The sequence below is a fragment of the Rhizobium sp. BK313 genome, assembly GCF_014193655.1.
Taxonomy (GTDB): domain Bacteria; phylum Pseudomonadota; class Alphaproteobacteria; order Rhizobiales; family Rhizobiaceae; genus Rhizobium.
This window is the reverse complement of sequence record NZ_JACHZQ010000001.1, coordinates 1,097,890-1,123,485: the sequence shown is the minus strand read 5'-3', so window position 1 is coordinate 1,123,485 and position 25,596 is coordinate 1,097,890. Positions and strand designations below refer to the sequence as shown.

Genomic DNA, 25,596 nt, shown 5'->3' with positions numbered 1-25,596 from the left:
CGAAAGCGCAAAGGTCGCTCTAGTTTTTTGGAATCTAGAGCATCCTATCCGCTTTCCGGTGATTCCACCTGAAAGCGGGATGCTCTAGTCAGAATTCGACGCCCGGCTGCCCCTTGATACCGGAGCGGAACGGATGCTTGATCAGCTCCATTTCGGTGACGAGATCGGCGATCTCGATCAGCTCTTCCTTCGCGTTGCGGCCGGTCAGCACAACATGGGTCATGACAGGCTTCCCTTCCCGCAAGAAGGTCAGAACGTCATTGATATCAAGATAATCGTAGCGAAGTGCGATGTTGATTTCGTCGAGCAGCACCATCGAATTTCGCTCGTCGCGGATCAACTCCTTGGCCTTCTCCCAGGCCGCAGCAGCGGCTGCCACGTCGCGGGCACGATCCTGCGTCTCCCAGGTGAACCCCTCGCCCATGGTGTGGAACTGGCAGATATCGGAGAAATGCTTTTCGATCAGATCCCGCTCGCCGGTCCACATCGCGCCCTTTATGAACTGAACCACCGCGCACGGCTTCCTGTGGGCGATATGACGAAAGATCATGCCGAAAGCGGCCGACGACTTGCCCTTGCCCTTGCCGGTGTGGACGATGATCAGCCCCTTCTCATCCGTCTTCGTCGCCATGATCTTGTCGCGTGCGGCCTTCTTCTTGGCCATCTTGTCGGCATGGCGCGCGTCATCGTTCCGTGGCGCTTCTGCGCCCGTTTCGGCCATCTCTTCGCTCATACTGCTCTCCCTGGAATTATCGATTTCTGCGCCAGCGGTCCGCCTCGCCAAAGGTAAAGCGCCACCAACGGTGTCCTCTCGGTTCGCATCGCGTGGCGAATATCCGAGGGGTGATGAATGATCTCGCCCGTCCAGCGTGGCAGGAAGGCTTGGCTGTCCTTGCTCCACTGTGAGCCATCGGTCAGCGGGATATAGATTTCCTCGGCGATATGATGGTGATCCGGATAGTGCACATCCGGTCCGAGCATCAGGAAGCCACCGGCCATTTCGTCGCTGACGAAGTGGCCACGCGTACCAAAAAGCTCGACCCAACCGTATCTCTGCAGAAAATCAGCGCCAAAATCGGCGATGTTATAGGTTTGCGCCCAGTGCAATGCGCTCGCCGCCGCCGCGAGACCGGAAAACAGTTCGCCCTCTGCGCCATCGACTGGTGGATGGAGCACATTTAGATAGTCCAAGACCGGCAGACTATGAGGCTCAAGTGGCCGCTCAGCCATCCGCCAATCGAAACCTTCGACGAAACGTCTCAATACGGGATCGCTTCGCGAAGCGACGTAGCCGTGAAAAACCTGAAGAAGAGCATCGACCACGCTCACGCCACGACCTCCTTGTCCCTCACCAGCGTCTTCAGATCGAATTGTGCCGAATTGCTGCGTGGCGTCCAGAGCTGACGATCGATCGCTTCCAACAGACGCTCCTTCATCTCCCGCAAAGCCGCCGGATTCTTCTCCGCCATGAAATCACGCACCCGCGGATTGGCGACAAAAGCCTGATAGACCGCCTCGAAATGGTGATTGCGTACAGCACCCGTCGTCGCGGCGAAGGCGAAGAGATAGTCGACCGTGGCTGATATCTCGAAGGCGCCCTTGTAGCCGTGGCGCATGACACCATCAATCCACTTCGGATTGACGACGCGACCGCGCACCACACGGCCGATCTCCTCTTCCAGCGAGCGGATGACCGGTTTTTCTGGCCGGGAGTGGTCGTTGTGATAGATCGAAGGACGCGCGCCTGCGAGCTGTTCCGCCGCAGCCGCCATGCCGCCTTCGAACTGGTAGTAATCGTCGCTGTCGAGCAGGTCATGCTCCCGATTGTCCTGGTTCTGCACCACCGCCTGGATCGAACGCAGCCGCTCCTCGAACACGCCACGCTCGGCCCGACCTTCGTCGCCGGCGCCATAGGCATAGCTGCCCCAGACGAGATAGGCTTCTGCCAAATCGGCGCGCCGCTCCCAACCCTTTTCGTCGATCAGCGCCTGCAGGCCGGCTCCGTAAGCGCCGGGTTTGGAACCGAAGATGCGGTAACCGGCTCGTCGGTTAGCCGAAGCCTCATCCAATCCGGCAGCCTTTAATCGTTCGACCTCGCCGCGCATACGCGCTGCAATCGGATTATCGGCGGGATCCTCATCCAGCGCACCGACCGCGCGGATCGCTTTATCGAACAGCGCGATCTGCTCCGGAAAGGCATCTCGAAAGAAGCCGGAAATGCGAAGGGTAACATCGACCCGTGGCCGGTTCAGGAGAGCCGGTGGGATGATCTCATAGCCGGTAACCCGCCGCGAGGTCATGTCCCAAACTGGCCTGACGCCGATCAAGGCCAGCGCCTGGGCAATATCGTCACCGCCGGTGCGCATATTCGACGTGCCCCAGGCCGTCAGCCCGAAGGAAACCGGCCACTCTCCGTGATCCTGCACATAGCGGCGGATCAAAAGCTCGGCCGACTTCTTGCCAAGCTCATAGGCCGCAGGCGTCGGGACGGCGCGGCTGTCGACGGAATAGAAATTCCGACCCGTCGGCAAAACATCCGGCCTGCCGCGCGTCGGCGCACCGGAGGGGCCGGGCGGCACAAACCGGCCGTCAAGGCCTTTCATAAGCGCAGCAATTTCGGCGTCACCACAGGCGAGTATCGAAGGTTTGAGGCGAGATTCGATTCCGGCAAGGACGGTAAGGGTTTGCGGCCAGTTTTCGGGACAGGCAATTTCGCCGGCAACGAACCTCGCGGCCAGAAGTTCGATACGCTCGACGGTATCGCCTTGTGTGCGCCACGGAGTGTCGGACCTGTCGGCGAGAATATCGGGACGCGATCCAATCCATTCCGCCGCCATATCGCAATCCAATGGATCGAATGGCTTCTGCGGAGGAATACCCCCCTCTGTCAGCTTCGCTGACATCTCCCCCACAAGGGGGGAGATCGGTTGGAGTATGCCGCTCCGCTCTCCCAAATCGCTGCGCATAGCGTCAACGGGTTCAATCTCTACTTGATACGAAGAGGCTCCGCGGGCTAACGATCTCCCCCCTTGTGGGGGAGATGTCGCGAGAGCGACCGAGGGGGGTATCGCACCCTCCGCTCTCTCTGGTCCGAACGCATCCCTAGCAATCGCCCGCTGCAGGCTCTGGTCGCCGTCCTCACCCAACCCCCGCGGCACACGCGCCAAAGCCACCGTCAAATCTGTCAGCAGCCTTCCGGATGGGGATACGCCGAAAACATGCAATCCGTCGCGGATCTGCATTTCCTTGAGGTCGCAAAGATAGGCGTCGAGTTTCTTCAACGCCTCATCCTCGCCTTCGCCTTTGGCAATGCCGGCATCCTGATCGAGCCCGATGTCGGCAACCAGATCGAGGATCTGCTTGCGCAACAGCCGGATACGGCGAGGGTCGCCGCCGGAGGCCTCGTAATATTCGTCTACCAGCGCTTCGAGATCCTTGAGCGGCCCATAGCTTTCAGCGCGGGTCAAAGGCGGAGTCAGGTGATCGATGATGACGGCGCTCGTGCGCCGCTTGGCCTGCGTACCCTCGCCGGGATCATTGACGATAAAGGGATAGAGATGCGGCATTGGCCCAAGGATCGCTTCGGGATAACAGGCTTCCGAAAGAGCCAGGGCCTTGCCGGGCAGCCATTCGAGATTTCCATGCTTGCCCATGTGGACGACGGCATGCGCGCCGAAGGATTGACGCAGGAACGCATAGAAAGCGAGGTAGCCGTGCGGCGGCACGAGGTCCGGAGAATGATAGCTTTCCTTTGGATCGATATTGTAGCCGCGCGCAGGCTGGATGCCGACCAGCACGTCGCCGAAACGGGTAAAAGGCAGGGCAAAGGCGCCGTCGCGAACATAAGGATCGCTCTCCGCATTGCCCCAACGGGCGGTGATCTCATCCTGAATCTGGATGGGAAGAGACGAGAAGAAATATCTGTATTTGCTTAAAGAAAGCGTCTCGCGAACGATCCTGCCATCGTGGCCGGAATTGGTCGGCCCATCCATCAAATGACGCATCAATGCATCGCCGTCGGCGGGAATATCGGCAACCGGATAACCCGCCGCCTGCATCGCCTTTAGTACTTCTATCGTACCCGCCGGCGTATCGAGCCCGACGCCATTGCCGAGTCGTCCGTCTCGGTTTGGATAGTTGGCCATGACCAGCGCCACACGCCGGTCCTGCGGCGATATTCTGCGCAACCGTGTCCAATTGGCTGCCAATCGAGCGGTATAACGCATACGGTCCTCGGCCGGCTCGCTCGCAACGATATTGGCCTCGACGCGATCATCATAACGTGCCGCTGCCTTGAACGAGACAGCGCGGGCCAGCACACGCCCGTCCACCTCCGGCAGCGCCACGTTCATGCCGAGATCGCGCGCCGATAGCCCCTGCGATGAGGCTTCCCAAGCCTCCCTGGAGGACGCCGAGAAGATTGCCTGCAGTACGACGGCGTCACTCGCCTCCAATACGGTCGGCTGGCGATCAGCCCCTGGCGCCGAAACGGCAAAGCCGGTTGTGTTGATCACCACGTCCGGCATCAGCTCAGCGAAAACACTTTCGAGAATACCGACTGACACTGAATCTTTGAGGCTATAGGCAAACACCGGTAAAGGTCGCATGCCTTCGGCAATAAGAGCCTCGATCATGGCTTCAATAGGCTTGGTTTCGCCGCTTTGGACGAGAGCGCGGTAGAAAGAGATTGCGGCAGTCGGGGGGACAAATCCCTCCTCCGCTGCTGTTGACGACAGAGAGATGCTTCTCCACTCATCAACGCCGATGACGCCCCTACCCGGCCACCAGATTCCCGCTTTCATCAACGGCGCCGCCGGAGCCGGTTTCTCCGCTCCTGACAGCATCGCCTCGGCATAGCCGAGAAATGCCCGTGAATTGGCGTCACCGCCTTCGATCAGATAGGACCAAAGTGCATTGAGGTCCTCGAGCGCAACGTTGGAAAACGGCGTGAGCCCCGGATCAGGCTTCGAATCCCCCGGCAGCACTGCGATGAACGTGCCGTTGCGAACAGCGCAAGCATGCAGTGCCTCGAGCGCATAGTGAAAATAGCTGGCGCCACCAAGTGCCCGCACGACGATCAGCTTCGCATGCCGCGCCGTCCGCTCGATGTAGGTGTCGACGGACATAGGATGCTTGAGGCTCATCAGGCTCGCGAGCCGCAACGAACGAGCGGTCTCCCCCCGCCCATAAGCAGAGGCAATCGCCGCAAGCTCGGTATCCGCGGCCGACAGGAACAGGATATCGCCCGGCGACTGGCCGAGATCAATCGCCTCCTCGCCATCGCTGATCGTTCCCCTTTGGGCTAGGAGGAGATGCATGGCTTCGCCTTAGACCAACGCTTCCATGGCCTTGCGTACGATCCCTTCATCCATCTCATGCAGTCCAATCACCACCAGCCGCGTCGCGCGCGCTTCGCCGGGCGTCCAGGCGCGATCGAAATAGTGGTCGATACGGCTGCCGACAGCCTGGATTTGCAGGCGCATAGGCTTGCCGGGCACATCGACGAAACCCTTGAGGCGCAGGACATCGTGTTCGGCAATCACGCCCTTCAACTTCTCGACAAAGACAGCCGGGTCGGCAATCGGACCGAGATCGACGACGAAGCTGTCGAATTCATCGTGATCGTGGGGGGTGCCGTCCTCGTGCTCCAGCTGGTGATGCGATTTGCGGTTGGCAATGTCGCCTTCGGTGCCAATGCCCAGGCCGAGCAGGATGGCAGCCGGAACGTCACCATTTTTCGCTTCGATGATGACAGGCTTACGGGCGGTGCGGGAAGCAACTTCGGTGCGGACGCGGCTAAGGCCGGCAACGTCGATCAGGTCGGTCTTGTTGAGGACGATGAGATCCGCGCAGGTCAGCTGATCCTCGAACAGCTCCTCGATCGGGCTTTCGTGATCGAGCGATTCGTCCTCGACGCGACGGGCTTCGACAGCATCGTGATCATCGGCGAAACGGCCGGCGGCTACAGCGGCGCTATCGACCACGGTAATGACGCCGTCGACGGTGACCTGGGTGCGAATATCCGGCCAGTTGAAGGCGGCGACCAGCGGCTGTGGCAGAGCCAAGCCGGAGGTCTCGATAACGATGTGATCCGGGCGTGCTTCGCGCTCCAGAAGCTTAGTCATGGTCGGGATGAAATCGTCGGCCACGGTGCAGCAAATGCAGCCATTGGTCAGCTCGATGATATCGTCTTCGGTGCAGTTTTCCGCGCCGCAGCCCTTCAGCACGTCGCCGTCGACGCCGAGATCGCCGAATTCGTTGATGATGAGGGCGATCTTCTTGCCACCCGCGTTCTGCAAGAGATTGCGGATCATCGTCGTCTTGCCGGCACCAAGGAAGCCGGTAATGACGGTGGCGGGAATCTTTTCCTGGTTCATGCGGATCAACCCTTCATTTTCAGCGGCAGCCCCGCCGCGATAAAATAGACTTCGGCGCTCGCCGCCGCGATCATCTGGTGCAACCGGCCGGCATGATCGCGGAACTCGCGCGCCATACGGTTTTCAGGCACGATGCCAAGCCCGACCTCGTTGGAAACGAGGACAAGACGCGACTTTGCCTGTGGTAGAAATTCGGTGAGAGCGGAAAATTCCGCCGCGATGTTGCGCTCCGCCATCATCAGATTGGTGACCCAAAGCGTCAGGCAATCAACGAGAACAGCGCGGCCCTCTCCGTCGATCGCCGCCAGCCGGGCCGTCAGATCGAACGGCTCCTCATGCGTCGTCCAGAGGAAATCACCCCGCTCGGCGCGATGCTGGGCAATACGATCGCGCATTTCCTCGTCCCAGGCTTGCCCTGTCGCCACATAGTGACGGTCGAGACCCGTGTCCGAGATCAGCGATTCGGCGAATCGGGATTTGCCGGAGCGTGCGCCGCCGAGAACAAGGACGGCACGGGACAGTGAGGACGGCATCAGCTATCTCCGCCCCACACGAGGGCGAAGGTCGGCACGACGCGTGCTGAAACCGAAAAGCAGGCGCTTGCACGCCAAAAACTCATTTCGCGCCATGACAACCTCCGTGCTGGCAGCGGGACATCCGTCCCTGGGGTGGGCCTTGTACCCGGCACGCATGGCAGGTCTCCTGGCTCGCGGATGAGGCGCAGCAAGCGGGGGCGGACCGAAATCGGTCACCCCCGATCCTGCACCAGCGGATCTCCCTCGCCTTCCCGGCTAGCATCATGAAAAAGCGGACGATTCGTAGAACTAGAGGCGTCCAGCCTTGGTTGATCACGATGCCACGCCAGTGGCTTTTCCGTCCCGAAGTTGCTTTCGCCCGCCCGCACCACGCGGACCATCAGCGAAATACCCTCAGACCGGATGGAAGACCCTGACCGCTCTACAGTCGCGGGGTCGGCTGTGATGAGAACGCCCGAGTTGGGTCCGCTCCTTCACATTCCCTTTTCATCCCATGCGGCAGATCGCCGCTCGGGAACCATTCGTTATGCCGCAATGATTAGGCTTTCGGCCCCTGCAAGTCAATCAAGGCAGCGGATACGACATTGGCTGTCCCAACGGCGAAATAGGCATAAAAGTCACGGCGTCCGCCGGTCTTTTTGCCGCATTTCTTTGATGTTAGGAGTTTATAGAAGCTAAGCGTATCCCTCTGAGCACAAAACTATCGTCTGTTCCCCATGTTGCAGAAATTCCAACCGCGCCGCCTCGGCGTCTTCTCCGCCCTATTCGATCTCGGTCGGTTCAGGGCATTGCTGCGTCGTGGCGAATTGGGACTTGTTTTCGCCGGCGCTCTGGTGGGCATAGCCTCCGGTTGCGCCGTAACAGCGATGAGCTTCATTTCACGCAAGCTTCACAGCGTCATCTATGGCATAACCGACTACGAGCGCCTTAGTTCGGCAGCGGTGGCGATACCCGACAAGTCGGTACTGCTGATCGCGCCCGTAGCCGGCGGCATCATCCTTGGCATCCTGCTCTATGTATTGTCGCGCACGCGCAAGAAGCCGATGGTCGACCCGATTGAAGCCAATGCGCTGCACGGCGGCCGTATGTCGCTCACCGACAGTATCCTCGTCGCGGTGCAGAACCTGATCTCGAACGGTTTCGGCGCCTCGGTCGGGCTTGAAGCGGGTTACACACAGCTTGCCGCCGGCATTGCGTCGAAATTCGGCCATAAGATGCAGATGCGCCGCGCGGACTTGCGCATGCTCGTCGGCTGCGGCGCTGCCGGCGCCATTGCCGCGGCGTTCAATGCGCCGCTGACCGGCGCCTTCTATGCCTTCGAGCTGATCATCGGCAGTTATTCCATCCTCACGCTGACACCTGTCGTCGTCTCGGCGCTGATATCGACTATGATCGCAAGATTGCTCGCCGGTGACGACTTCGCCATCGACATCGATCATTTCGGCGAGATCGTCCCCGCTGACTATCTTCCGGCTGTCCTGCTTGGTGCTTTCTGCGCCGGTATAGGCATCCTGATCATGCAAGGCGTCGCCTGGGTCGAAGAGTTCGCGCGCAAGAGCTCCATCGCGCCGCCCCTTCGCCCCGCTCTCGGCGGCCTCGTTGTCGGCCTGTTGGCGCTAATCTCGCCGCAGGTTCTGTCGGCGGGCCACGGCGCACTGCATCTCAACCTGTCGACAAATGTGACCCTGGGCGCACTGGCCGGAATCTTCATTCTGAAATCGCTGGCATCTGCCGTATCGATCGGTTCCGGCTTCAGGGGTGGATTGTTTTTTGCGTCGTTGTTCATGGGCGCACTGCTCGGCAAGATCTTCGCTTATTGCGGCCCCTATTTCGATCATGCCACGCTGACGCCGGCTGTCTATGCCGTCGTCGGCATGAGCTCGCTTGCCGTCGCCATCATCGGCGGGCCGCTGACCATGACCTTCCTCGCGCTCGAAATCACCGGCGATTTTCCGATCACCGCGCTGGTGCTCGCCGCCGTGATCACCTCATCGCTGGTGGTACGCACCACCTTCGGCTATTCGTTCGCCACCTGGCGCTTCCATCTGCGCGGGGAAAGCATCCGCAGCGCCCACGACGTCGGCTGGATCCGCAACCTGACGGTCGCCCGCATGATGCGTCCGGATGTGCACACGGCTGATGTCGACATGAGCATCGAGGAGTTTCGCCACCGTTTTCCGATCGGCTCGGCCCAGCGCGTCATTCTTATCGACAAGGACGAGAAATATGCCGGCATGGTACTGATGCCGGACATTTATGCGAGCCCGGTCGAGAAGGACGACCAAGAACACGGCCTTGCCGATTTCATCCGTCATCGCAACGACTTTCTGCAGCCGCAAATGAATGCCAAGCAGGCGGCAGCCCTGTTCGACCAGACCGAAAGCGAAGCTTTGGTGGTGATCAACGACCTGATCGAGCGCAAGGTGATCGGCCTGCTCACTGAAAGCTATACGCTGCGTCGCTACAGCGAAGAACTCGACCGCCGACGCCGCGAGGTTTCGGGCGAGATTTAGTGTAATTCCAGGAAAAGTGCGAAGCGGTTTTCCGTCCGGAATTTCGAAAGAACAAAAAGAGCGGTTCTGCGATTCCATGAAAAGCTGAACCGATCTAGTGCACCAGGCTGTCGAGCCAGGCCGGATCGAGCACCGCTTCCAGCTCCGCCGCAATCTCGTCCAGAGCGACCTCGACACCGGCACGATAATCCACACGCTCGCCGGTCAAACCGAAACTAGCCAGCAGCTTTGCCCGGTAGGCATCGCTGGTGAAAAGCCCGTGCAGGTAGGTGCCCATGATCAGGCCATCGCCGGAGCGCGCGCCATCCGGCCGGCCGTCGATCATGGTCGAGGGCCGATCGCAGTCGACGCCTTGCGTCACACCGAGATGGATTTCATAGCCCGAAAGCGGCGCATCGTACTCCCTGGAAAAAGCCACGCTGTTGCGTAGAGTCTTTTCCGGCGCCATCTCGGTTTCGACATCGAGCAAGCCGAGCCCTGGCGTCTCTGTTACTGATCCCTCGATACCGTGCGGATCATGCACCATGCGGCCGAGCATCTGGTAGCCACCACAAATACCGATGACACGCCCGCCGCGGCGGGCGTGAGCCACTATATCCTGATCCCATCCTTGCGCCCGCAGATCCAGGAGATCGCCGATGGTCGACTTCGAGCCCGGCAGGACCACGAGCCCCGCATCCGCGGGCAACCGCTCGCCGGCACGAACGAAGACGAGATCGACATCCGGCTCGGCGCGAAGCGGATCGAAATCGTCGAAATTGGCGATGCGCGGCAGGACGGGCACGGCGATCTTCAACGCGCCGTCCGAGCCCCGCGCCAGCCGCTCCAGCACCACCGAATCCTCGGCCGGCAAGCGGCTTGCCGCCTTCAACCAGGGTACGACGCCATAGCATGGCCAGCCAGTGAAACCCCCGATGGCATCGACGCCTTCGCCGAATAGCGAGATATCACCGCGGAACTTGTTGATCAGGTAGCCACGGATCATCCGCCGGTCTTGATCCGGCAGGATATGATGCGTGCCGACCAGCGAAGCGATCACGCCGCCGCGGTCGATATCGCCGACCAGCACCACCGGGACATTGGCACGGGTCGCAAACCCCATATTGGCGATATCGCCCTGTCTGAGGTTGATCTCGGCCGGCGAACCGGCGCCCTCGACGATCACCAGATCGGTTCCGGCGCGCATGGTCGCAAAGCTTTGCAGGACGGCGCCGAGCAGTTGCGGCTTCAGCGCCTGATAGTCCCTGCCCTTTGCCTGCCCCCAGACCTTGCCGTGCACGATAATCTGGCTGCCGGTCTCCGACTGCGGCTTCAGCAGCACCGGGTTCATGTGCACCGATGACGGCACGCGCGCGGCAAGCGATTGCAGCCACTGCGCCCGGCCGATCTCGCCACCGTCCTCGGCGACCGCTGCATTGTTAGACATGTTCTGCGGCTTGAATGGGCGCACTCGAACGCCCCTATTGGCGAACAGGCGGCAAAGCCCAGCCACCAATACCGTTTTTCCGACATCAGAGCCGGTCCCCTGCAGCATGATCGCCTTCGTCATCCCTCATCGCTCCGATATGGCACTACCGCTGGAAATACTGGATTTTGCCTTGATTTCGCCGCGACAATTAACGGCAAAAAACCGGATATCCGAGGCAAAAACGCACCACTTCGATATACGCTCTGTTTGCGACATCGGATGACGATTTCATCCATTGTTCACCGTGCTGAAGAGGATTATCTCCACTGCCAAATCAAACAACGAAAGCCGGTCGATCCGGCCCAGAGGATACCCCGATGCTCTTCATCTTCAACAACAAGAATTCCATCCAGATCGCCTGGAATTCGAAACTGCCGTCGCGTCGCCCCGACAACCGCCTGCAGCAGCTCGATACCCGCTTCGGCCTGATCGGCTTGATCCGCACCTATAGCGCCGGTTGATTGGCCGTCAAGCCTTCAGCCCATCGCACAACCAGCCGCCAATGCGACCGCATCGGCGGCTTTGCTGTTTCCCGTCATTCAGATGCAGGCAAACAGCGCGCCTCGCGTGAATTTTAGCGATATCTTATATCGATTCTCCATGAGACCGTTAGAGCAAGCCCTAAAACGCGAAAACCGCGCGATCCGAGGATCAACGCGGTTTGCCAAAAAAACGCCGGCTCGCTTGCATCTCACACTGCAAGGCTCGCTTTCTCCGGTACGCACAACCTGACCCGGAGAGGCAGCGGTATGCCCGCCACGCCCTGATTGATAGCCGGACATCGTTACCGGAGGGTTATTAAGAGCTTAAATAAGGATGAATCCGAAAATTTTTCGAAAATTTTCTGGTTTTTCTCACGAGGATGAAAACGACGCGAATGGAATAAAAAAAGTCTTTGCCGGACGCGATATTTTAGCAATCATTAATCTCCACTCACTCGGAGAGCATGACCCGCAGCTTCCATGCCCATTTTACAGCCACGAATAGCAGAAAATAGGCTAATTCAAGCGCTTATATAAGCTTTTCGACAAGGCGTGGTAAGTCCGTTCAGCCGACAACAGGTTGATTTCTTCACTCAAATCCTTAGGCTGCATGCCGTCGATGTAAAAAGAGCACGGCTGTGACAGGGTTCCGTAGCCGCACAAAGAGCAAACGCACGACAGCAGGACAGAGGACCGGGCAGACGTCGTCAGCGGCGGGTGAACGGTTGTGGTTTGACCACGCTGACGGGGGGATCGGCGGGCATCATGTCTGCCTGGAGTCGATTCCCATAACTTAACGAGAAACTGGGAGACATTATCCAATGAAGAAGCTCATCGCTTCCGCCATCTTCGCACTCGGTGCCTATGCCTTGGCTGGCTCGGCACAGGCTGCAGAATGCGGTGACGTGTCGATCGCCGAAATGAACTGGGCCTCGGCTGGCGTCGCCGCGCAGGTCGACAAGATCATCCTGCAGAACGGTTATGGCTGCAACGTCACGCTCGTTACCGGCGACACGCAGCCGACCTTCACCTCTATGGACGAAAAGGGCGAGCCTGACGTCGCGCCCGAACTCTGGGTCAATGCCGTGCGCACCGCGCTCGACAAGGCCGTTTCCGAAGGCCGCCTGATCGAGGCCGCGCCGCTTCTCAGCGACGGTGGTGTCGAAGGCTGGTGGATTCCGAAGTTCCTCGCCGATGCTCATCCGGACATCAAGACCGTCCAGGACGCGTTGAAGCATCCGGAGCTCTTCCCCGCCCCGGAAGATTCCTCGAAGGCCGCCGTCTACAATTGCCCGTCGGGCTGGAACTGCCAGATTTCTACGGCCAATCTCTATAAGGCGCTTGGCGCCGAAAAGCTCGGCTTCACGCTAGTGGACACCGGTTCGGCCGCCGGCCTTGACGGCTCGATCGCTAACGCCTTCGAAAAGAAGACCGGCTGGCTCGGCTACTACTGGGCTCCGACCGCGATCCTCGGCAAATACGACATGGTACGTCTGAGCTTCAACGTCCCGCACGACAAGAAGGAATGGGACGCTTGCACGGCCATCCAGGATTGCGCCAATCCGAAGGTCAATTCCTATCCGGTTTCCGACGTCTACACTGTCGTGACCAAGGCCTTTGCCTCCAAGGCTGGCATTGCCATGGATTACGTCAAGACCCGCAAATGGGACAACGGCACAGTCGGCAAGGTTCTGGCCTGGATGACGGACAATCAGGGCACGAACGAAGACGGTGCAAAATACTTCCTGAAGACCTATCCCGACATGTGGACCAAGTGGGTTTCTCCGGACGTAGCTACCAAGGTCAAGGCTTCGCTTTGACATGAGACGTCAGGACTGGCGGCTGGCATTCTGCCGGTCGCCAGTTCCACATTCGCAGCGGCTGCGGTGACGCTCATACCGACAGACCGGCGCGGCCACAGGTCGCAACAAGTGCAGAATGGTGCCTGCGAATGGTGTAATAAGGAAGAAGCAGCCTGAAGAACCGGTCGCAGCGCTGCCATACCGTCCGCGCGTGAAAGCCACACGCATGGGCTGGGCAAGAACCGGACAAGAAGGGGAAGTTCATGGCTATTCAATGCAGTTTTTTGCCGGATGTTCTATGTAATTTCCCGGCGATCGACGACACTCTCATTCGCGCCGCGCGCAAGAACATCGACGACGGCTTCAGGGGCATGGTACGCGCCTATGGAAACGTCATCGACGCAGTCGTTCAGCCGCTGCAATGGTTCCTCAACTACCTGGAATGGCTTTTCACCAATACGCCCTGGTTCGTCGTACTCCTCGTCATGATGGCCGTCGTCTATGCCGCCAGCCGCAATCTCAAGATCGTCGCCGGCACCGCCATTTCCATGATCCTAATCGGCGTCTGCGGCCTGTGGGGCGACACGATGGTGACGCTTGCCATGGTAACCGTCTGCACGCTCATCGCCATCGTCATCGGCCTGCCAATCGGCATATTGATGGCCCGTTCCGACCGGCTGCAATCGATCATAAACCCAACCCTCGACGTGATGCAGACGATGCCGAGCTTCGTCTATCTTATCCCCGTCGTCGTGATTTTCGGCATCGGTAAAGTCCCCGGCCTGATCGCCGTGGTCATCTACGCCGTTCCGCCGATGATCCGACTGACCAATCTCGGCATCCGCCTCGTCGACAAGGAAGTGCTGGAGGCAGCCGACGCCTTCGGCTCGTCGCACCGGCAGAAACTGTTCAACGTGCAGATTCCGCTCGCCTTGCCTACCATCATGGCCGGCATCAACCAGACCATCATGATGTCGCTCGCCATGGTCGTTGTCGCCTCGATGGTCGGCGTCGGCGGACTTGGCAAGAACACGCTGCAGGCCATCAACAACCAGTTCTTCACCGTCGGCTTCCTCAACGGCTTCGCCCTGGTGGCGATTGCCATTATCTTCGACCGAACGAGCCAGGCCTATGGCAGACGGCTCCAGAAGCACTCGGAGGTCATCCATGGCTAGTCACGCGATCCAGATCAAAGGCCTTTACAAAATCTTCGGCCCTCGCGGGCGCGACTATGTGGATGCGGTGAAAAACGGGATCGGCAAGGCCGAACTCAACGAAACGCATGGCCATGTCCTCGGGCTGCAGGACATCAACATCGACATGCCGGCTGGCGCAATCACCGTCGTCATGGGTCTCTCGGGCTCCGGCAAGTCGACGTTGATCCGCCACATCAACAGGCTTATCGAACCGACTACCGGCGAGGTGCTCTACAATGGCGTCGACGTCTGCAAGATGGGCGAGAATGCTCTTCGTGAGTTCCGTCGCCACAAGACGGCAATGGTGTTCCAGAAATTTGCCCTCCTGCCGCACCGCACGGTGATTGAAAACACCATCTACGGCCTGCACATCCAAGGCGTGGCCCGGGCCGAAAGCGAGAAGAAGGGCCATTACTGGATCGAACGCGTCGGCCTGAAGGGATTCGAGAATCACTATCCGAACCAGCTTTCCGGCGGCATGCAGCAGCGCGTCGGCCTCGCTCGTGCACTCACCAACGACGCCGACATACTGCTGATGGATGAGGCCTTCTCCGCACTCGACCCGCTTATCCGTGTCGACATGCAGAGCGTTCTTCTCGATCTGCAAAAGGAGTTGAAGAAAACCGTCGTCTTCATCACCCACGATCTCGACGAAGCGTTGCGTCTCGGCGACAAGATCGCCATCCTGCGCGATGGCAAGGTCGTGCAGCAGGGCAGTGGCCAGGAAATCGTGCTGAAACCTGCGGACGACTATATCACCGCCTTCGTCAAGGAAGTGAACCGCGGCCGCGTTATCCAGACCCAGACGATCATGAAACCGATTGCCGGCGAAGCGCATGGGGTCCGCGTATCCGGCGACATGACGCTGGAAATGGCCGCTAAACAGATGACCGACGGCGGACACGCCGCTGCCGTCGTCACCGATGCCGGTGGCCGCCCGATCGGCACGATCGATCTGCAAGGCATCATCGCTGCCATGGTGACGCCGACAACGCATGAAACGACGCAGATGGCGGCGGCCTGAAACACATCTCCATCGTAAAAGCGGAAAGCGCCCTGCCCCGGGCGCTTTTTTCTTGTACATCACATTATCGAGCAACCTCTGCCTTTATCCTGGCATTGTTCTCATATAAAGAAATGTTTATATCTGCATTTCGCTTGAGATTATCCGACGCAATCGAGGAGACGCCATGACCGTCACAGCCAATCCCTTGACCGATCTTCTTGCCGAAAGGGGCGTGCTGCTCGCTGATGGCGCGACGGGCACCAATCTTTTCGCCATGGGTCTGGAGGCCGGCGAAGCGCCGGAGCTCTGGAACGAACAGCATCCCGAACGGATCACCAAGCTGCACCAGGATTTCGTCGATGCCGGCGCCGACATCATCCTTACCAACACTTTCGGCGGTACTCGCCACCGGTTGAAGCTGCATCATGCGCAGGACCGAGTTCACAGCTTGAACAAGACGGCCGCAGAGATTGCCCGCGCTGTCGCCGACAAGGCTGGCCGCAAGGTCATCGTCGCCGGCTCTGTCGGCCCGACCGGCGAATTGTTGATACCGCTTGGTGCGCTGACCTATGAAGACGCAGTTTCCGCTTTCGCCGAGCAGATCGAAGGTCTGAAAGCCGGCGGCGCCGATGTTGCCTGGATCGAGACCATGTCGTCGTCCGAGGAGATCCGCGCCGCCGCGGAAGCCGCCATCAAAGTCGGCCTGCCCTATACCTATACGGGCTCCTTCGACACCGCCGGCAAGACGATGATGGGTCTGCATCCGAAGGACATTCACGGCGTTGCCAAGGATGTCGGCGAAGGTCCACTCGCCGTCGGTGCCAATTGCGGTGTCGGGGCTTCGGATATCCTCTCGAGCCTGCTCGACATGACCACTGCCGATCCGGCCGCCATCGTGATCGTCAAGGGAAATTGCGGGATTCCTGAATATCGCGGCGCCGAGATCCATTATTCCGGCACGCCGCCACTGATGGCAGACTATGCGCGCCTTGCCCGCGACGCCGGCGCCAAGATCATCGGTGGCTGCTGCGGCACCTCCTGTGGCCACCTTGCCGCCATGCGCCAGGCGCTCGACAGCTACACGCCCGGCCCGCGCCCGACGCTGGAAACGATCATCGAGCGGATCGGCCCGCTGCGCAACAAGACCGCCAACGAAGGTGGAACCGCACCTGTACGTGAGCGCCGTCGGCGGAGCTAGAAACAATCGAGCGGGATGCCCTTGAACGGTCATCCCGCCGATACTTTGGATCGCGGTATCGTTTAAAGATGTTCTGCATCCTGATGGCCGATCCACGACAAAACGGCGCCGGAGGTCGACTCTCCGAGTTCAGCCCAGAAGGCTATTTCTCGCCGCCGAGGACGCGACCCTCGGTGAAATGCGGCACGACGCGGCTCTCGAATGCCTTCAGGGCCGCACCGATTGCCTGGTGCATGTCGAGATATCGATAGGTACCGAGCCGTCCTCCGAAATGGACGTTCATTTCAGCTTCGGCGCGCGCTCGATACCGCAGGAAGACATCCTTGTCCTGCCGCGTGTCGATCGGATAGTAAGGCTCGTCCTTTCGCTGCGCCGAACGCGAATATTCCCTTACGATGATGGTCTTTTCGGTCTGATAGCTTCTTTCGGGATTGAAGTGGCGAAACTCCAGGATGCGCGTATAGGGGATGGTCTCATCGGCATAGTTCATGACCGCCATGCCCTGGAAGTCGCCGGTGTTGAGGGTCTCTTTTTCAAAATCGATCGTACGCCAGCCTAATTCCCCTTCCGAATAGTCGAAATACCGATCGATCGGACCTGTATAGACAATGGGCAGCCCTGGCGGCAGAGCCGATTTCAGCGAAAAGAAATCGACACCCAGGGCGATATTGATCTTGGGATGCTTCAGCATTCTCTCGAAGATCGCCGTGTATCCGTCGATCGGCAAGCCCTCGTATTTGTCGTTGAAATATCTGTTGTCGAACGTGTAGCGGACGGGCAGCCGCGTGATGATATGCTCCGGTAGATCGCGGGGGTCGGTCTGCCACTGCTTGGCGGTATAGCCACGGATGAAAGCCTCGTACAAAGGCCGGCCGATCAGCGAAATCGCCTTCTCTTCCAGGTTCGCGGGATTGCGTCCCGCCATCTCTGCCGCCTGGTCCGCGATCAGCGCCCGCGCCTCGTCCGGAGAAAGACGCCGGTTGAAAAACTGGGAGATGGTGCCGAGATTGATCGGCATCGAATAGACCTGATCCCGATAGGTCGAATAAACTCGGTGCTTGTAATCGGTAAATCCCGTGAACCTGTTCAGATAGGTCCAAACGACTTCGTTCGGCGTGTGGAAAAGATGCGCGCCGTAGCGGTGAACCTCAATCCCGGTTTCGCCATCGAACTCGCTATAGGCATTGCCACCGATGTGACTCCGGCGATCGATCAGAAGAACATTCTTTTGCAGTTCGTTGGCGACCCGTTCGGCAATCGTCGCACCATAGAAACCTGCGCCGACGATAAGCAGGTCAACGTTGGAAAAATCGATCATGAAACTTTCAGGTCCCCGGGATTGGAAAAGAAATCAGCTTGCCAGCTGGGTAGTCACCGCGACGCATCGCCATCTGCAAGACGACGCATCAGTTCACACCTGGAATCCTTGTGTAATTGAACCCATAGGACTTCCAGAGCGCGGCTTGCTCGGCAATTGCAGACCGCACGTCATAGCTCGCGCCAATTGGCCTCGTATGAACTATACCAACCGCGTCAATGATGCCCATGCGCGTTGCGGGTCGTCCAAGGAATGAGGGCCACAAATGATCCAGGCCGTACCCCGAAACCGCATCCTTGATGCTGCCGACGCAAATGCGGAGAGCGCGGCGCGAAAAGAGCGGGCACATGATCTCGACGAAGGGTTCGAAGCGCACGTCGCCGCCCTGGCGCTGAGCGGTTATCGGATGATTGATGTGACAACCAGATTCCTGACGAAGCGCTGGCTGCGCTAGATCGAGCCCGTATTTGCGCGACAGATGGAACATCTTGTTCAAATCCGATCCGCTGCATAGCAGGTCGTCGTCGGGCAACCAGATGCGATCGTAATTCCAAAGCGGGCTATCTTCATAAAACAGATCGAAGATCGGCTTGAATTTCCGTTGGTTCGGCGCGTGGGTGAGATATTCCGGCGACACCGATGCGTCAGGAATTTCGTTTCCGTACCAGCTTACACAGAGATCCCAGGTGCGCGTATTGTCATCGAGACCGTCGAACCAGCGCGGATGCAACGATGCACTATTGGCGCGCACCACGACGAGATTTGCCCGGCGCTCGCCCGCTGGCGGCTGTTTGATAAATCTGGCTCGACGCTCCATGTGAGATGGCGTCGGCGATACCGGATGAGGCGGATGGTCGACAAGGTTCAGAATATAGATAGCCTCAACGCCAGCCAAGACGGCGTGGCCAGCAAGCGCCACGACCACCGAATTCACGATACGAGCCGCGGTGAATACAATCGTTGGCACCCCTTCGCTATCGAGGATGCAAAGTTTGCCATTGACCACGTACCAGTGATCGAGCGATCCGTGGAAGACATTGCCGACCAGGCCTCCGGGAGCAAGCACAAGGAACGGCAACAACTGCCGCCCGTCCAGATCGCTCAACTGCCAAGATGTTCCCGAAAGCATCTCTGCCTGCAAGGGCGGAGCATCGGACCATTGTTCTGCAATTGCCACACGCTCCGCATGCGTAAGAGTTTGCAGATTTGTCGCTGCAAATGACGTCATAGACTGCCCCCTATTCCTGGCCTTGGAGCGACCGTTCGAGTTTGCGAGAAATGACGCCGCAAAGCGCCATCAGACTCCCAACTCACAATCGAACTAGATTGATAAGCACCTTGTCAGTCATTCCTTTTGCGAAACTTGCAGAGGCCTCACGTTTGCGGTTGCCACTCGAAATCGCCGTCAGAAATCGAAATTGACCAGGGCGCCTTCCAGTATCGACTGCACCTGGGCCGGCGAGGTCCGAAACGGCTTGGATATTCTTTCCCTCAAAGCATCCTGAGCGTTCCCCGAGGTCGGCGCCAATGGAGACGGAGCACCCAACATGGCGGCCACGGCGTTGGTCTTGGCGGTGTTGCCCGGCATCGTCACAATCGGTGTCGACAGCGTCGCGGCCGCAACGAAATGGTGAAAACGCCCGGTGATCATCAATTCCGCCGACCGGATCCAGCCGATCCAATCCGAGAACGAAGTTGGACGTGCCAATTGAATATTCGGGATAACCTTCTTCAATGTCTCGTAGTGAACAGCATCTTCCCGAGGTTCCCGCTTGAAACCGCCAGCCAGGAAGACCACGGGAACGCTCGTCGGACCAAGGATAGCCGCAAGCATCCGGCCCAAATTCATTGCAATATCCGGCGTCCAGTGAGAGGCGCCGCCAATAAGGATCGAACTCGGCATCTGCACCGGTTTCGCGTACATCCTGATATAAAGCGGCAGGCAATCGAAGCCGACCGAATGCTTGATCCCCATGCGCTCATAGGTCTTGGCGGACCACTCGTCTCGAACGACGATCCTGTCTAAATCTCGAAGACATTCGGAATAGAACCGCTCCACATCCGGGCTCGCCGGTTCAGGTCCCCCCGAAGGAAAACAAGCGTGGTTGATCAGATGGACCCGCTTTCCCATCATTTTCGCGAGCTTGAGCACCGACAGGAGCGTCCGCGGCGCCCGATGAAACCTGTGAAGGGTGCCCTCCCCGTTGACGACCAACAGGTCGGAATCGCGGATAGCCCGAAAGACAGTACTGTTGACGACTTGAAGCTGCTCGGCGAATTCCACCATGGCTTGATGACTGGCGCTCGTCGGCGGATAACCCAACCCCTCATGCGTCGTATCCACATCGACAGATGCAATCGAATAGCCGGAGTGAATGACCGTTTCATAGATCGCCATGGATGTTCCATAGCACCCCCAGTGGTAGCCGGTGGCGGTATTGTTCATGAACAACGCCTGCCCCTTGTGCCCCAGCGGCAGACGCTCATTGGATGCGTCTTCCACGGCAGAAACCGGTATGAATTCATTTTGATGCTGCATCGTCGATCCCTAAATTATACCGGTTTCCGGAATACCCCCACCACACAAACGCACGCTTACATTCGACGGCTGAGTTTGCCGGCATCATTTACCGACGCGTTATGAAATGACCTGGCGATCGACGGAATGCTGTCGGGTGTGGCGCCCAACAACATGTCGACATCGGGCACGGTGGAATCCTGTAGGGATTTCCAGGCAGCCTGCATTCGATCGATGACGGGGCTGCGAATTGTAAAAGCCGGTATGCCGAACAATGGATAGGAATGAACCAGGAAGCTCGAATATACAGACACAACGGCTGAAATCGTCTGACGATTGGCCAAGATGACGGGCTCGATCAGCGGAGCATCGGTCTCCAGCAAACGAACGCCGGCCGCAGCCAGGCTCGAATTGCCAAACAGATCATCAATGGGCGCGCGCGGATGCGGCTTTAGCCAGACATCGAAGCCAGCCGCGCGAAGCATCTTCGCAGCAGGCTCGCAGGCTTCGAAAGAATGGGAGCGGCTGCCCGAAATGTGCGGTGGAAAGCCCATCGCCAACATGACAATGTTACGAGGATTTTCGAAGATCGGGATACTATAACAATTTATAGTCTTCTCAAGCAGTTGGGTCAGCAGTTTGACGTCGATTGGCTGCGAAACGATTGATGCTGTGCGCAATATCTTTGGCGAAAGCGCGTAGAATCGCGTGTTGTTGTCCTGAACGCGCACGTTCAATGCCTGAGAGTAGGTTGTTAAGCCTTCCTCGTAGAACGAATATCGCGAGGCAGGAAATTTCTGGCCCACGAAGCCAGCCATGTGGAAATGAGAGGAATAGACCTCGTCGAAGTGGCAATTGAATGGATTGGAGAATCCGGCGTTATTCTCGTAATACTCATCATGACCGACAGTGCGGACAGATGCCCATCTGTCGTACATCTGATAGGCCCATCTGGTGTTACCTTCGGCACCTTGCCTATCTATCGTGATAAGAAGGTAATCGTCAGTTGCCGACCCCTGTTGCGATGCCAATGTTGCAGCAATCGCCGTCGCAAAGTAGCCGGTCGAAATAAACAGGCGTTTGGGGCGACCAACGCCGCCAATATTCTTTATCACTGAGGCAACGTCGTGAATGGCGCGCTGGTCCAATGCCGCCTGCGTTTTGAGAGCTTCTCTGAGCTGCGAAATTTCCATCCGCAGCTTCTCCGCCGTGTCGCGAAGCTCTTCGACCTGAACCGATACGAGATCGTCATCCGCTTCGACATTCGTCGACGGCTCCGCCTTTGGGTATTCAAGCTCTGGGGTAGCCTGCTGCGGCAAAGGCTGCTCTGGCGTCATTCTCGAAGCTGCTGGCGTATCGAATTCCGCGCCGAAGAGATGCAGCCACAAGCGCTCGAGCACATATCCGTAGACCGGCCGGCCTAAGGTTGCCTGATATGCGATTTCCAGGCTCTTCCGCGGCCATTTGGCGATCAGATCGTTGCGAACGGCAAAGATCGCACCGTAGGAGAAGACGCCAAAAGAATTCGCCTTAGCTTTATTCGCCAGTTCATCGAGCCCGCATTTGCGAAGGAAATCGCTGGCAACGTTTTCTCCTTCCGGCGGGCTGCCGTGGAGTGCGCAATAATCGCGGCTTGTGCCGAGGGCACCTTCGTCGACGAAATCCGGCGGACTCCAGCTAGATAGCGAGAAGCGCTCCGGACGAACGCGCAGGCGCCCACGCAGACGCTGTTCATATTCGGCGAGCAAGGGCGCCGGAGGAATATTCTGATCGGAGCTCCATTGCCAGGATAGCGGCTGCAGGCTGTCCCATTGCCGCCAGTTTTGCAGCAGCGGCAGAAAATCTGGACTATGGGCGAAAGGGTCGCCCCGCGTGAAGACCGTGAACGAATCGTCGTCCCGCGGCTTCGTCAGCATGTGGTGGATATATGTTTCCGATTCCCGGCCGACATTCGGCCTGTCAACAATGTGCTCGGCTCGGTCAACAATAAGCGGATCGTTGACCGGCTTGCCCTTGTTGTAGATGAAGATCTCGAAATCACTGGGAATATTCAGGACCCAATCGAGAGACTCGTCGTAGCGGGCGATAACAATTGAGTTCATATGACATCTCCAGGCACAAGCAGTCACCGGCGACGACATAGATGAAACCGCGCCTCGATTGACCGCTCCGCGCTGCCGATCATGTCGTATCAAGTTCGGCGAACCGCTTTGACAGAGGGATAGAAACCAAAGCTTGCACCGGGCTGGAGCCTGGATGCCGCATCGCGGCCGCCTGGAATGGGCGTGAATTCTCCAGCCCCGCGAAAGCAACCTCTCCTATCTAGCGACAAAGCTTGCGCTCAGAATCGTGCCGATGCCTCTGGAGAAGTCGATGTCCTCTATTGATCCCCCCGTCCTTTCGATCTGCGTTCCGACGTACAATCGCCAGTACATGCTCGAGCGCAATGTAAGCTTTCACCTGGATGCCTTTCGCCGGCTGGGCATTCCCTTTGAGATCGTGATCGTCGATGACTGCTCGACGGACAATACCGCCGCTTATATCCAGTCCATCTCGCATCACCCCGAAATCAACGCCTACCGCCGCGCAAGCAATGCCGGTTTTCTCAGCAACTACGCCTTCGCCATGCAGCGCGCCCGTGGTCAATACGCGGTCTTCCTGGGCGACGATGATTTGCTCATTCCGGAAAAGGTCATCGAATACATCCGCCTGATGGTGAACGACAAACAGATCGGCATGGTGCAAGCGCCGTGGATGCTGGTTGACGGGCGGCCGGGCGGCGGAGACATGCAGCCTTTTTATCACCTGTCCTATCCCACGCGTCATGCGAAGGGCGATTTCCATTCGATGCTGGAATTCATTCTGGAACGGCACATCTTTCCAGAGTTCATGATCATCAGGCGCGATGTCCTGGCCAAGGCCATCTCCAGCCCGACGCCCTTCATCTTCTGGGCATTTCTCTATACGACGCGCGCGCTCGACAAGGCCGATATTCTCTTCATGCCGGAACCCTTCGCGCGTGTGACCGCGGTTTCCGATGACCCGCGCCTGCAGCAGGGCAACAAGGAGTGCATGTTCCAGTGGGACACCTACAGAGGCGGCCTGGAATATCTCGCCTCGCAAGCACTTCGCGACGGCCGGCTTCCCGCCGATTACAGAGCATCTCTCATGCACCGCATCACGCAATTCATGCTGCAGCGCCAGGCCGTGGCGATGCGCCTGCATGTGAATGCGCAGAATTGGGTCGAGGCCTACATCATGTATCATCGCATGGCAGCCTACCACCCATCGCCGCTGCCGCCGGAATCCTACGATCAGATCCGCAAGCTCGCCGGGATCGCGACCGCCGCAACGGAAGCGATCGCATTCAACGGCGAACCCGTCATTGTCGAGCCGATCGTCGACGACGCAACGATCAATCTTCTGTCGCCATCGATTCGGGAGCGTTTGAGCCGGGAAATTCCGCAATTCGACAGGTCAGACAAGCCGAGAGCCTTCCTTCGCTTCACTCAGAACTTTCCGGCCAATCCCGGTCCGAAGGACGGGTTGTTCGATATTCTCACCTATATCGAACAGTTCGTTTGAGGCTCTATTCAGCCCGGCAGCAACTCGGTCACGGCGATAATCGGGCCGAGCGGGAATAGCCCATCCCGCCTCTGCCATTCCGGTATATCGAGGCTGGAGATGCTGCCATCGAGGAAGAGCGCGTTGGTGCAACCGAGATCGTCGCGAAACAGGGTCGCAAAATCGTGGAAGCGAACGGCACCATCGGATAGGGCGAAGATCACCTTGCCGTCCGCGGAGACGCCAACGCCATTGCGCGTCTTGAAACTGGTGCTGTCGGCAAGGAACGACGGGTGCAGCTTGCCGTCGATCACCAGCATCGGCCCGGATTGCGTCGCGTAGAACGGCTTGATGCCCGAAGCCAAGAAGGCTTTGCTCTCCAAAATGCCGGCATGGCCGGGCTGAATATAGAAGACGCCGTTCGGCAGCAAATGAAAATTGCCCCATCCTTTGTTGGTGTTGATCGCTCTCTGTTGCCTGCCTTCTTCGATATAGAGGCCAACCGGCGACTGATCATCCCGGTACATGCCGCCATTCATCGCGAACCGCACATAGATGCGATCCTGGCGGAGATCGTTTTCCAGCGCCCGGAACGAACCGTAGGGCTTGCCGCTGCGGTCCTTCTCATAGAGCCGGATACCGTCGGTGGCGGGATCGAAGGTGCAGACCGTATAGCTGTCGCCGAGATGCAGGACTTTGCGGCAGGCCTCGTCGGCAAAAGCCGTGGTGGCGCAGGCAAGGATGGCGAGCAAGGTCAGCAATCGAATCAAGCGCACAACTCCGGAGCGAATTTCGCAGCGTCAGAGCGCAACGGAAATACGGCAAAAGAAGGAAATCCCGCACCTTTTTAGGATCGAAGCGCCGCCATGTGAAAAGCGAGCTGCGCCTGCGAATAGCGATAGCCTGTTCCCACCGGACAGGCATTGCGTGCCAGGCAGCCTCCGGTCATGCAGCCGGCTTTCCCCGCATCCGTGCGGAGATGCGACCGACAGCCGGCAACATCGAAACCGGTGAGCGTGATGGCGTCGACCGGACAGGCGGTGAGGCAAGGCTTTTCGGCGCAGTGATCGCAGGCATGCGCAACCACCATCCCCCGCTCATCGTCTTCGATCACGTCAGCAAACCCGAGCGCACCGCGATAGCCGTGCCATAAGCCATAGTCCGGATGGATCAGGATACCGAGCGGCGATGTTTTCAAACCTTCCGCCTGCATAGCCCATCGCTGAAACGGCTGCCACAGCGGATCGGAAGGGAAATAGGCCGTCGCGTCGAATGCGGCAGCGACAGGCCGGATGATCGCCTTCGACCAGTCGTCAAGCGGATCGTTGCGACCTGCATTTTCGGACGATTGCCGCCACCGGGAAAACGGCTGCCAGATCGAGCCGCCGATATTGCCGAGCAGAATCACGCTCCGCGCCGGTGTCCCATCTGCCAGTGCCGGTCCTTCGCCTTCACCGAAGGATACGATCCCGCGAACAAAAACTCCGTGCGGAGCAAGCGCCGCACGGAGTTCCCCAACAATGACGGAGCCGATGCTCATCGCGGCCCCTTATATTGATAGTGCGGTCGCCAGACCTCCTTCTGGATCAGATCGGCAACGCGTACCGCACCGCCTTGC

The 25,596-nt window shown here is 58.7% G+C and carries 19 protein-coding genes and 1 riboswitch; of the genes, 7 read left to right on the top strand and 12 right to left on the bottom strand.

The window, feature by feature from the left end; all coding sequences use genetic code 11:
* Positions 1–88: 88 nt before the first annotated feature.
* From cobO to cobU, 5 genes are read right to left on the bottom strand one after another with little or no spacing between them, the layout of a single operon-like run.
* Positions 89–733, bottom strand: a complete 645-nt coding sequence (gene cobO, locus FHT86_RS05295; RefSeq protein ID WP_133705832.1) for a cob(I)yrinic acid a,c-diamide adenosyltransferase — start codon at positions 731–733, stop codon at positions 89–91.
* Positions 730–1,329 (bottom strand): dimethylsulfonioproprionate lyase family protein, encoded by a 600-nt coding sequence (locus FHT86_RS05290; RefSeq protein ID WP_133705831.1) that lies wholly within the window; start codon positions 1,327–1,329, stop codon positions 730–732. The genes cobO and FHT86_RS05290 overlap by 4 nt, the downstream gene beginning before the upstream one ends.
* The gene (gene cobN / locus FHT86_RS05285; RefSeq protein WP_133705830.1) at positions 1,326–5,318 is read right to left on the bottom strand and encodes a cobaltochelatase subunit CobN; all 3,993 of its coding nucleotides are present in this window, start codon (positions 5,316–5,318) and stop codon (positions 1,326–1,328) included. The genes FHT86_RS05290 and cobN overlap by 4 nt, the downstream gene beginning before the upstream one ends.
* Before the next feature lie 9 nt (positions 5,319–5,327).
* Positions 5,328–6,377, bottom strand: a complete 1,050-nt coding sequence (gene cobW / locus FHT86_RS05280; RefSeq protein ID WP_133705829.1) for a cobalamin biosynthesis protein CobW — start codon at positions 6,375–6,377, stop codon at positions 5,328–5,330.
* Between the two features lie 5 nt (positions 6,378–6,382).
* On the bottom strand, positions 6,383–6,910 hold the full coding sequence (gene cobU / locus FHT86_RS05275; protein ID WP_133705828.1) for a bifunctional adenosylcobinamide kinase/adenosylcobinamide-phosphate guanylyltransferase: 528 nt from the start codon (positions 6,908–6,910) through the stop codon (positions 6,383–6,385).
* Between the two features lie 141 nt (positions 6,911–7,051).
* Positions 7,052–7,450: riboswitch (cobalamin riboswitch) on the bottom strand.
* 179 nt (positions 7,451–7,629) lie between these two features.
* On the opposite strand from cobU, the gene FHT86_RS05270 reads away from it, so the two are divergent.
* Positions 7,630–9,426 (top strand): chloride channel protein, encoded by a 1,797-nt coding sequence (locus FHT86_RS05270; RefSeq protein ID WP_133705827.1) that lies wholly within the window; start codon positions 7,630–7,632, stop codon positions 9,424–9,426.
* A 94-nt stretch (positions 9,427–9,520) separates the two neighbouring features.
* Here the strand turns inward: FHT86_RS05270 and FHT86_RS05265 are convergent, their stop codons facing one another.
* Positions 9,521–10,975, bottom strand: coding sequence for a cobyric acid synthase (locus tag FHT86_RS05265; RefSeq protein WP_133705826.1), 1,455 nt, complete (start codon positions 10,973–10,975; stop codon positions 9,521–9,523).
* Positions 10,976–11,211: 236 nt separating this feature from the next.
* Here FHT86_RS05265 and FHT86_RS05260 point away from each other — a divergent pair, with 236 nt between their 5' ends.
* The 5 genes from FHT86_RS05260 (at position 11,212) to bmt (ending at position 16,578) form a co-directional block, all read left to right on the top strand.
* Positions 11,212–11,355, top strand: a complete 144-nt coding sequence (locus tag FHT86_RS05260) for a hypothetical protein (RefSeq protein ID WP_166656760.1) — start codon at positions 11,212–11,214, stop codon at positions 11,353–11,355.
* Between the two features lie 842 nt (positions 11,356–12,197).
* A complete protein-coding gene (locus FHT86_RS05255; RefSeq protein ID WP_133705825.1) occupies positions 12,198–13,196 on the top strand; it encodes an ABC transporter substrate-binding protein in 999 nt (332 codons plus the stop codon).
* A 245-nt stretch (positions 13,197–13,441) separates the two neighbouring features.
* Complete coding sequence (locus FHT86_RS05250) at positions 13,442–14,353, top strand: ABC transporter permease (RefSeq protein ID WP_133705824.1); 912 nt, start codon at positions 13,442–13,444, stop codon at positions 14,351–14,353.
* Positions 14,346–15,398: a glycine betaine/L-proline ABC transporter ATP-binding protein gene (locus tag FHT86_RS05245; protein WP_133705823.1), complete on the top strand. Its 1,053-nt coding sequence runs from the start codon at positions 14,346–14,348 to the stop codon at positions 15,396–15,398. Before FHT86_RS05250 ends, FHT86_RS05245 begins: the two co-directional genes overlap by 8 nt.
* A 166-nt stretch (positions 15,399–15,564) precedes the next feature.
* The gene (gene bmt, locus FHT86_RS05240; protein WP_133705822.1) at positions 15,565–16,578 is read left to right on the top strand and encodes a betaine--homocysteine S-methyltransferase; all 1,014 of its coding nucleotides are present in this window, start codon (positions 15,565–15,567) and stop codon (positions 16,576–16,578) included.
* A 142-nt stretch (positions 16,579–16,720) separates the two neighbouring features.
* Here the strand turns inward: bmt and glf are convergent, their stop codons facing one another.
* The 4 genes from glf to FHT86_RS05220 all read right to left on the bottom strand — a co-directional run bounded on the left by glf (position 16,721) and on the right by FHT86_RS05220 (position 22,516).
* Complete coding sequence (glf, locus tag FHT86_RS05235; RefSeq protein WP_183868540.1) at positions 16,721–17,896, bottom strand: UDP-galactopyranose mutase; 1,176 nt, start codon at positions 17,894–17,896, stop codon at positions 16,721–16,723.
* 88 nt (positions 17,897–17,984) lie between these two features.
* Positions 17,985–19,124 carry a DUF707 domain-containing protein gene (locus FHT86_RS05230; RefSeq protein WP_133705821.1) on the bottom strand — a complete coding sequence of 380 codons (1,140 nt, stop codon included), beginning with the start codon at positions 19,122–19,124 and terminating at the stop codon, positions 17,985–17,987.
* Positions 19,125–19,301: 177 nt separating this feature from the next.
* The gene (locus FHT86_RS05225; RefSeq protein ID WP_133705820.1) at positions 19,302–20,435 is read right to left on the bottom strand and encodes a polysaccharide pyruvyl transferase family protein; all 1,134 of its coding nucleotides are present in this window, start codon (positions 20,433–20,435) and stop codon (positions 19,302–19,304) included.
* 56 nt (positions 20,436–20,491) lie between these two features.
* Positions 20,492–22,516 (bottom strand): polysialyltransferase family glycosyltransferase, encoded by a 2,025-nt coding sequence (locus tag FHT86_RS05220; RefSeq protein WP_133705819.1) that lies wholly within the window; start codon positions 22,514–22,516, stop codon positions 20,492–20,494.
* Positions 22,517–22,787: 271 nt separating this feature from the next.
* Between FHT86_RS05220 and FHT86_RS05215 the strand changes: the two genes are divergently transcribed.
* On the top strand, positions 22,788–23,999 hold the full coding sequence (locus tag FHT86_RS05215; protein ID WP_166656759.1) for a glycosyltransferase family 2 protein: 1,212 nt from the start codon (positions 22,788–22,790) through the stop codon (positions 23,997–23,999).
* 8 nt (positions 24,000–24,007) lie between these two features.
* Here FHT86_RS05215 and FHT86_RS05210 read toward each other — a convergent pair whose 3' ends face one another.
* A complete protein-coding gene (locus FHT86_RS05210) occupies positions 24,008–24,748 on the bottom strand; it encodes a phosphodiester glycosidase family protein (protein WP_133705817.1) in 741 nt (246 codons plus the stop codon).
* A gap of 77 nt (positions 24,749–24,825) precedes the next feature.
* A complete protein-coding gene (locus tag FHT86_RS05205) occupies positions 24,826–25,518 on the bottom strand; it encodes a 4Fe-4S dicluster domain-containing protein (protein ID WP_133705816.1) in 693 nt (230 codons plus the stop codon).
* Between the last annotated feature and the right edge of the window lie 78 nt (positions 25,519–25,596).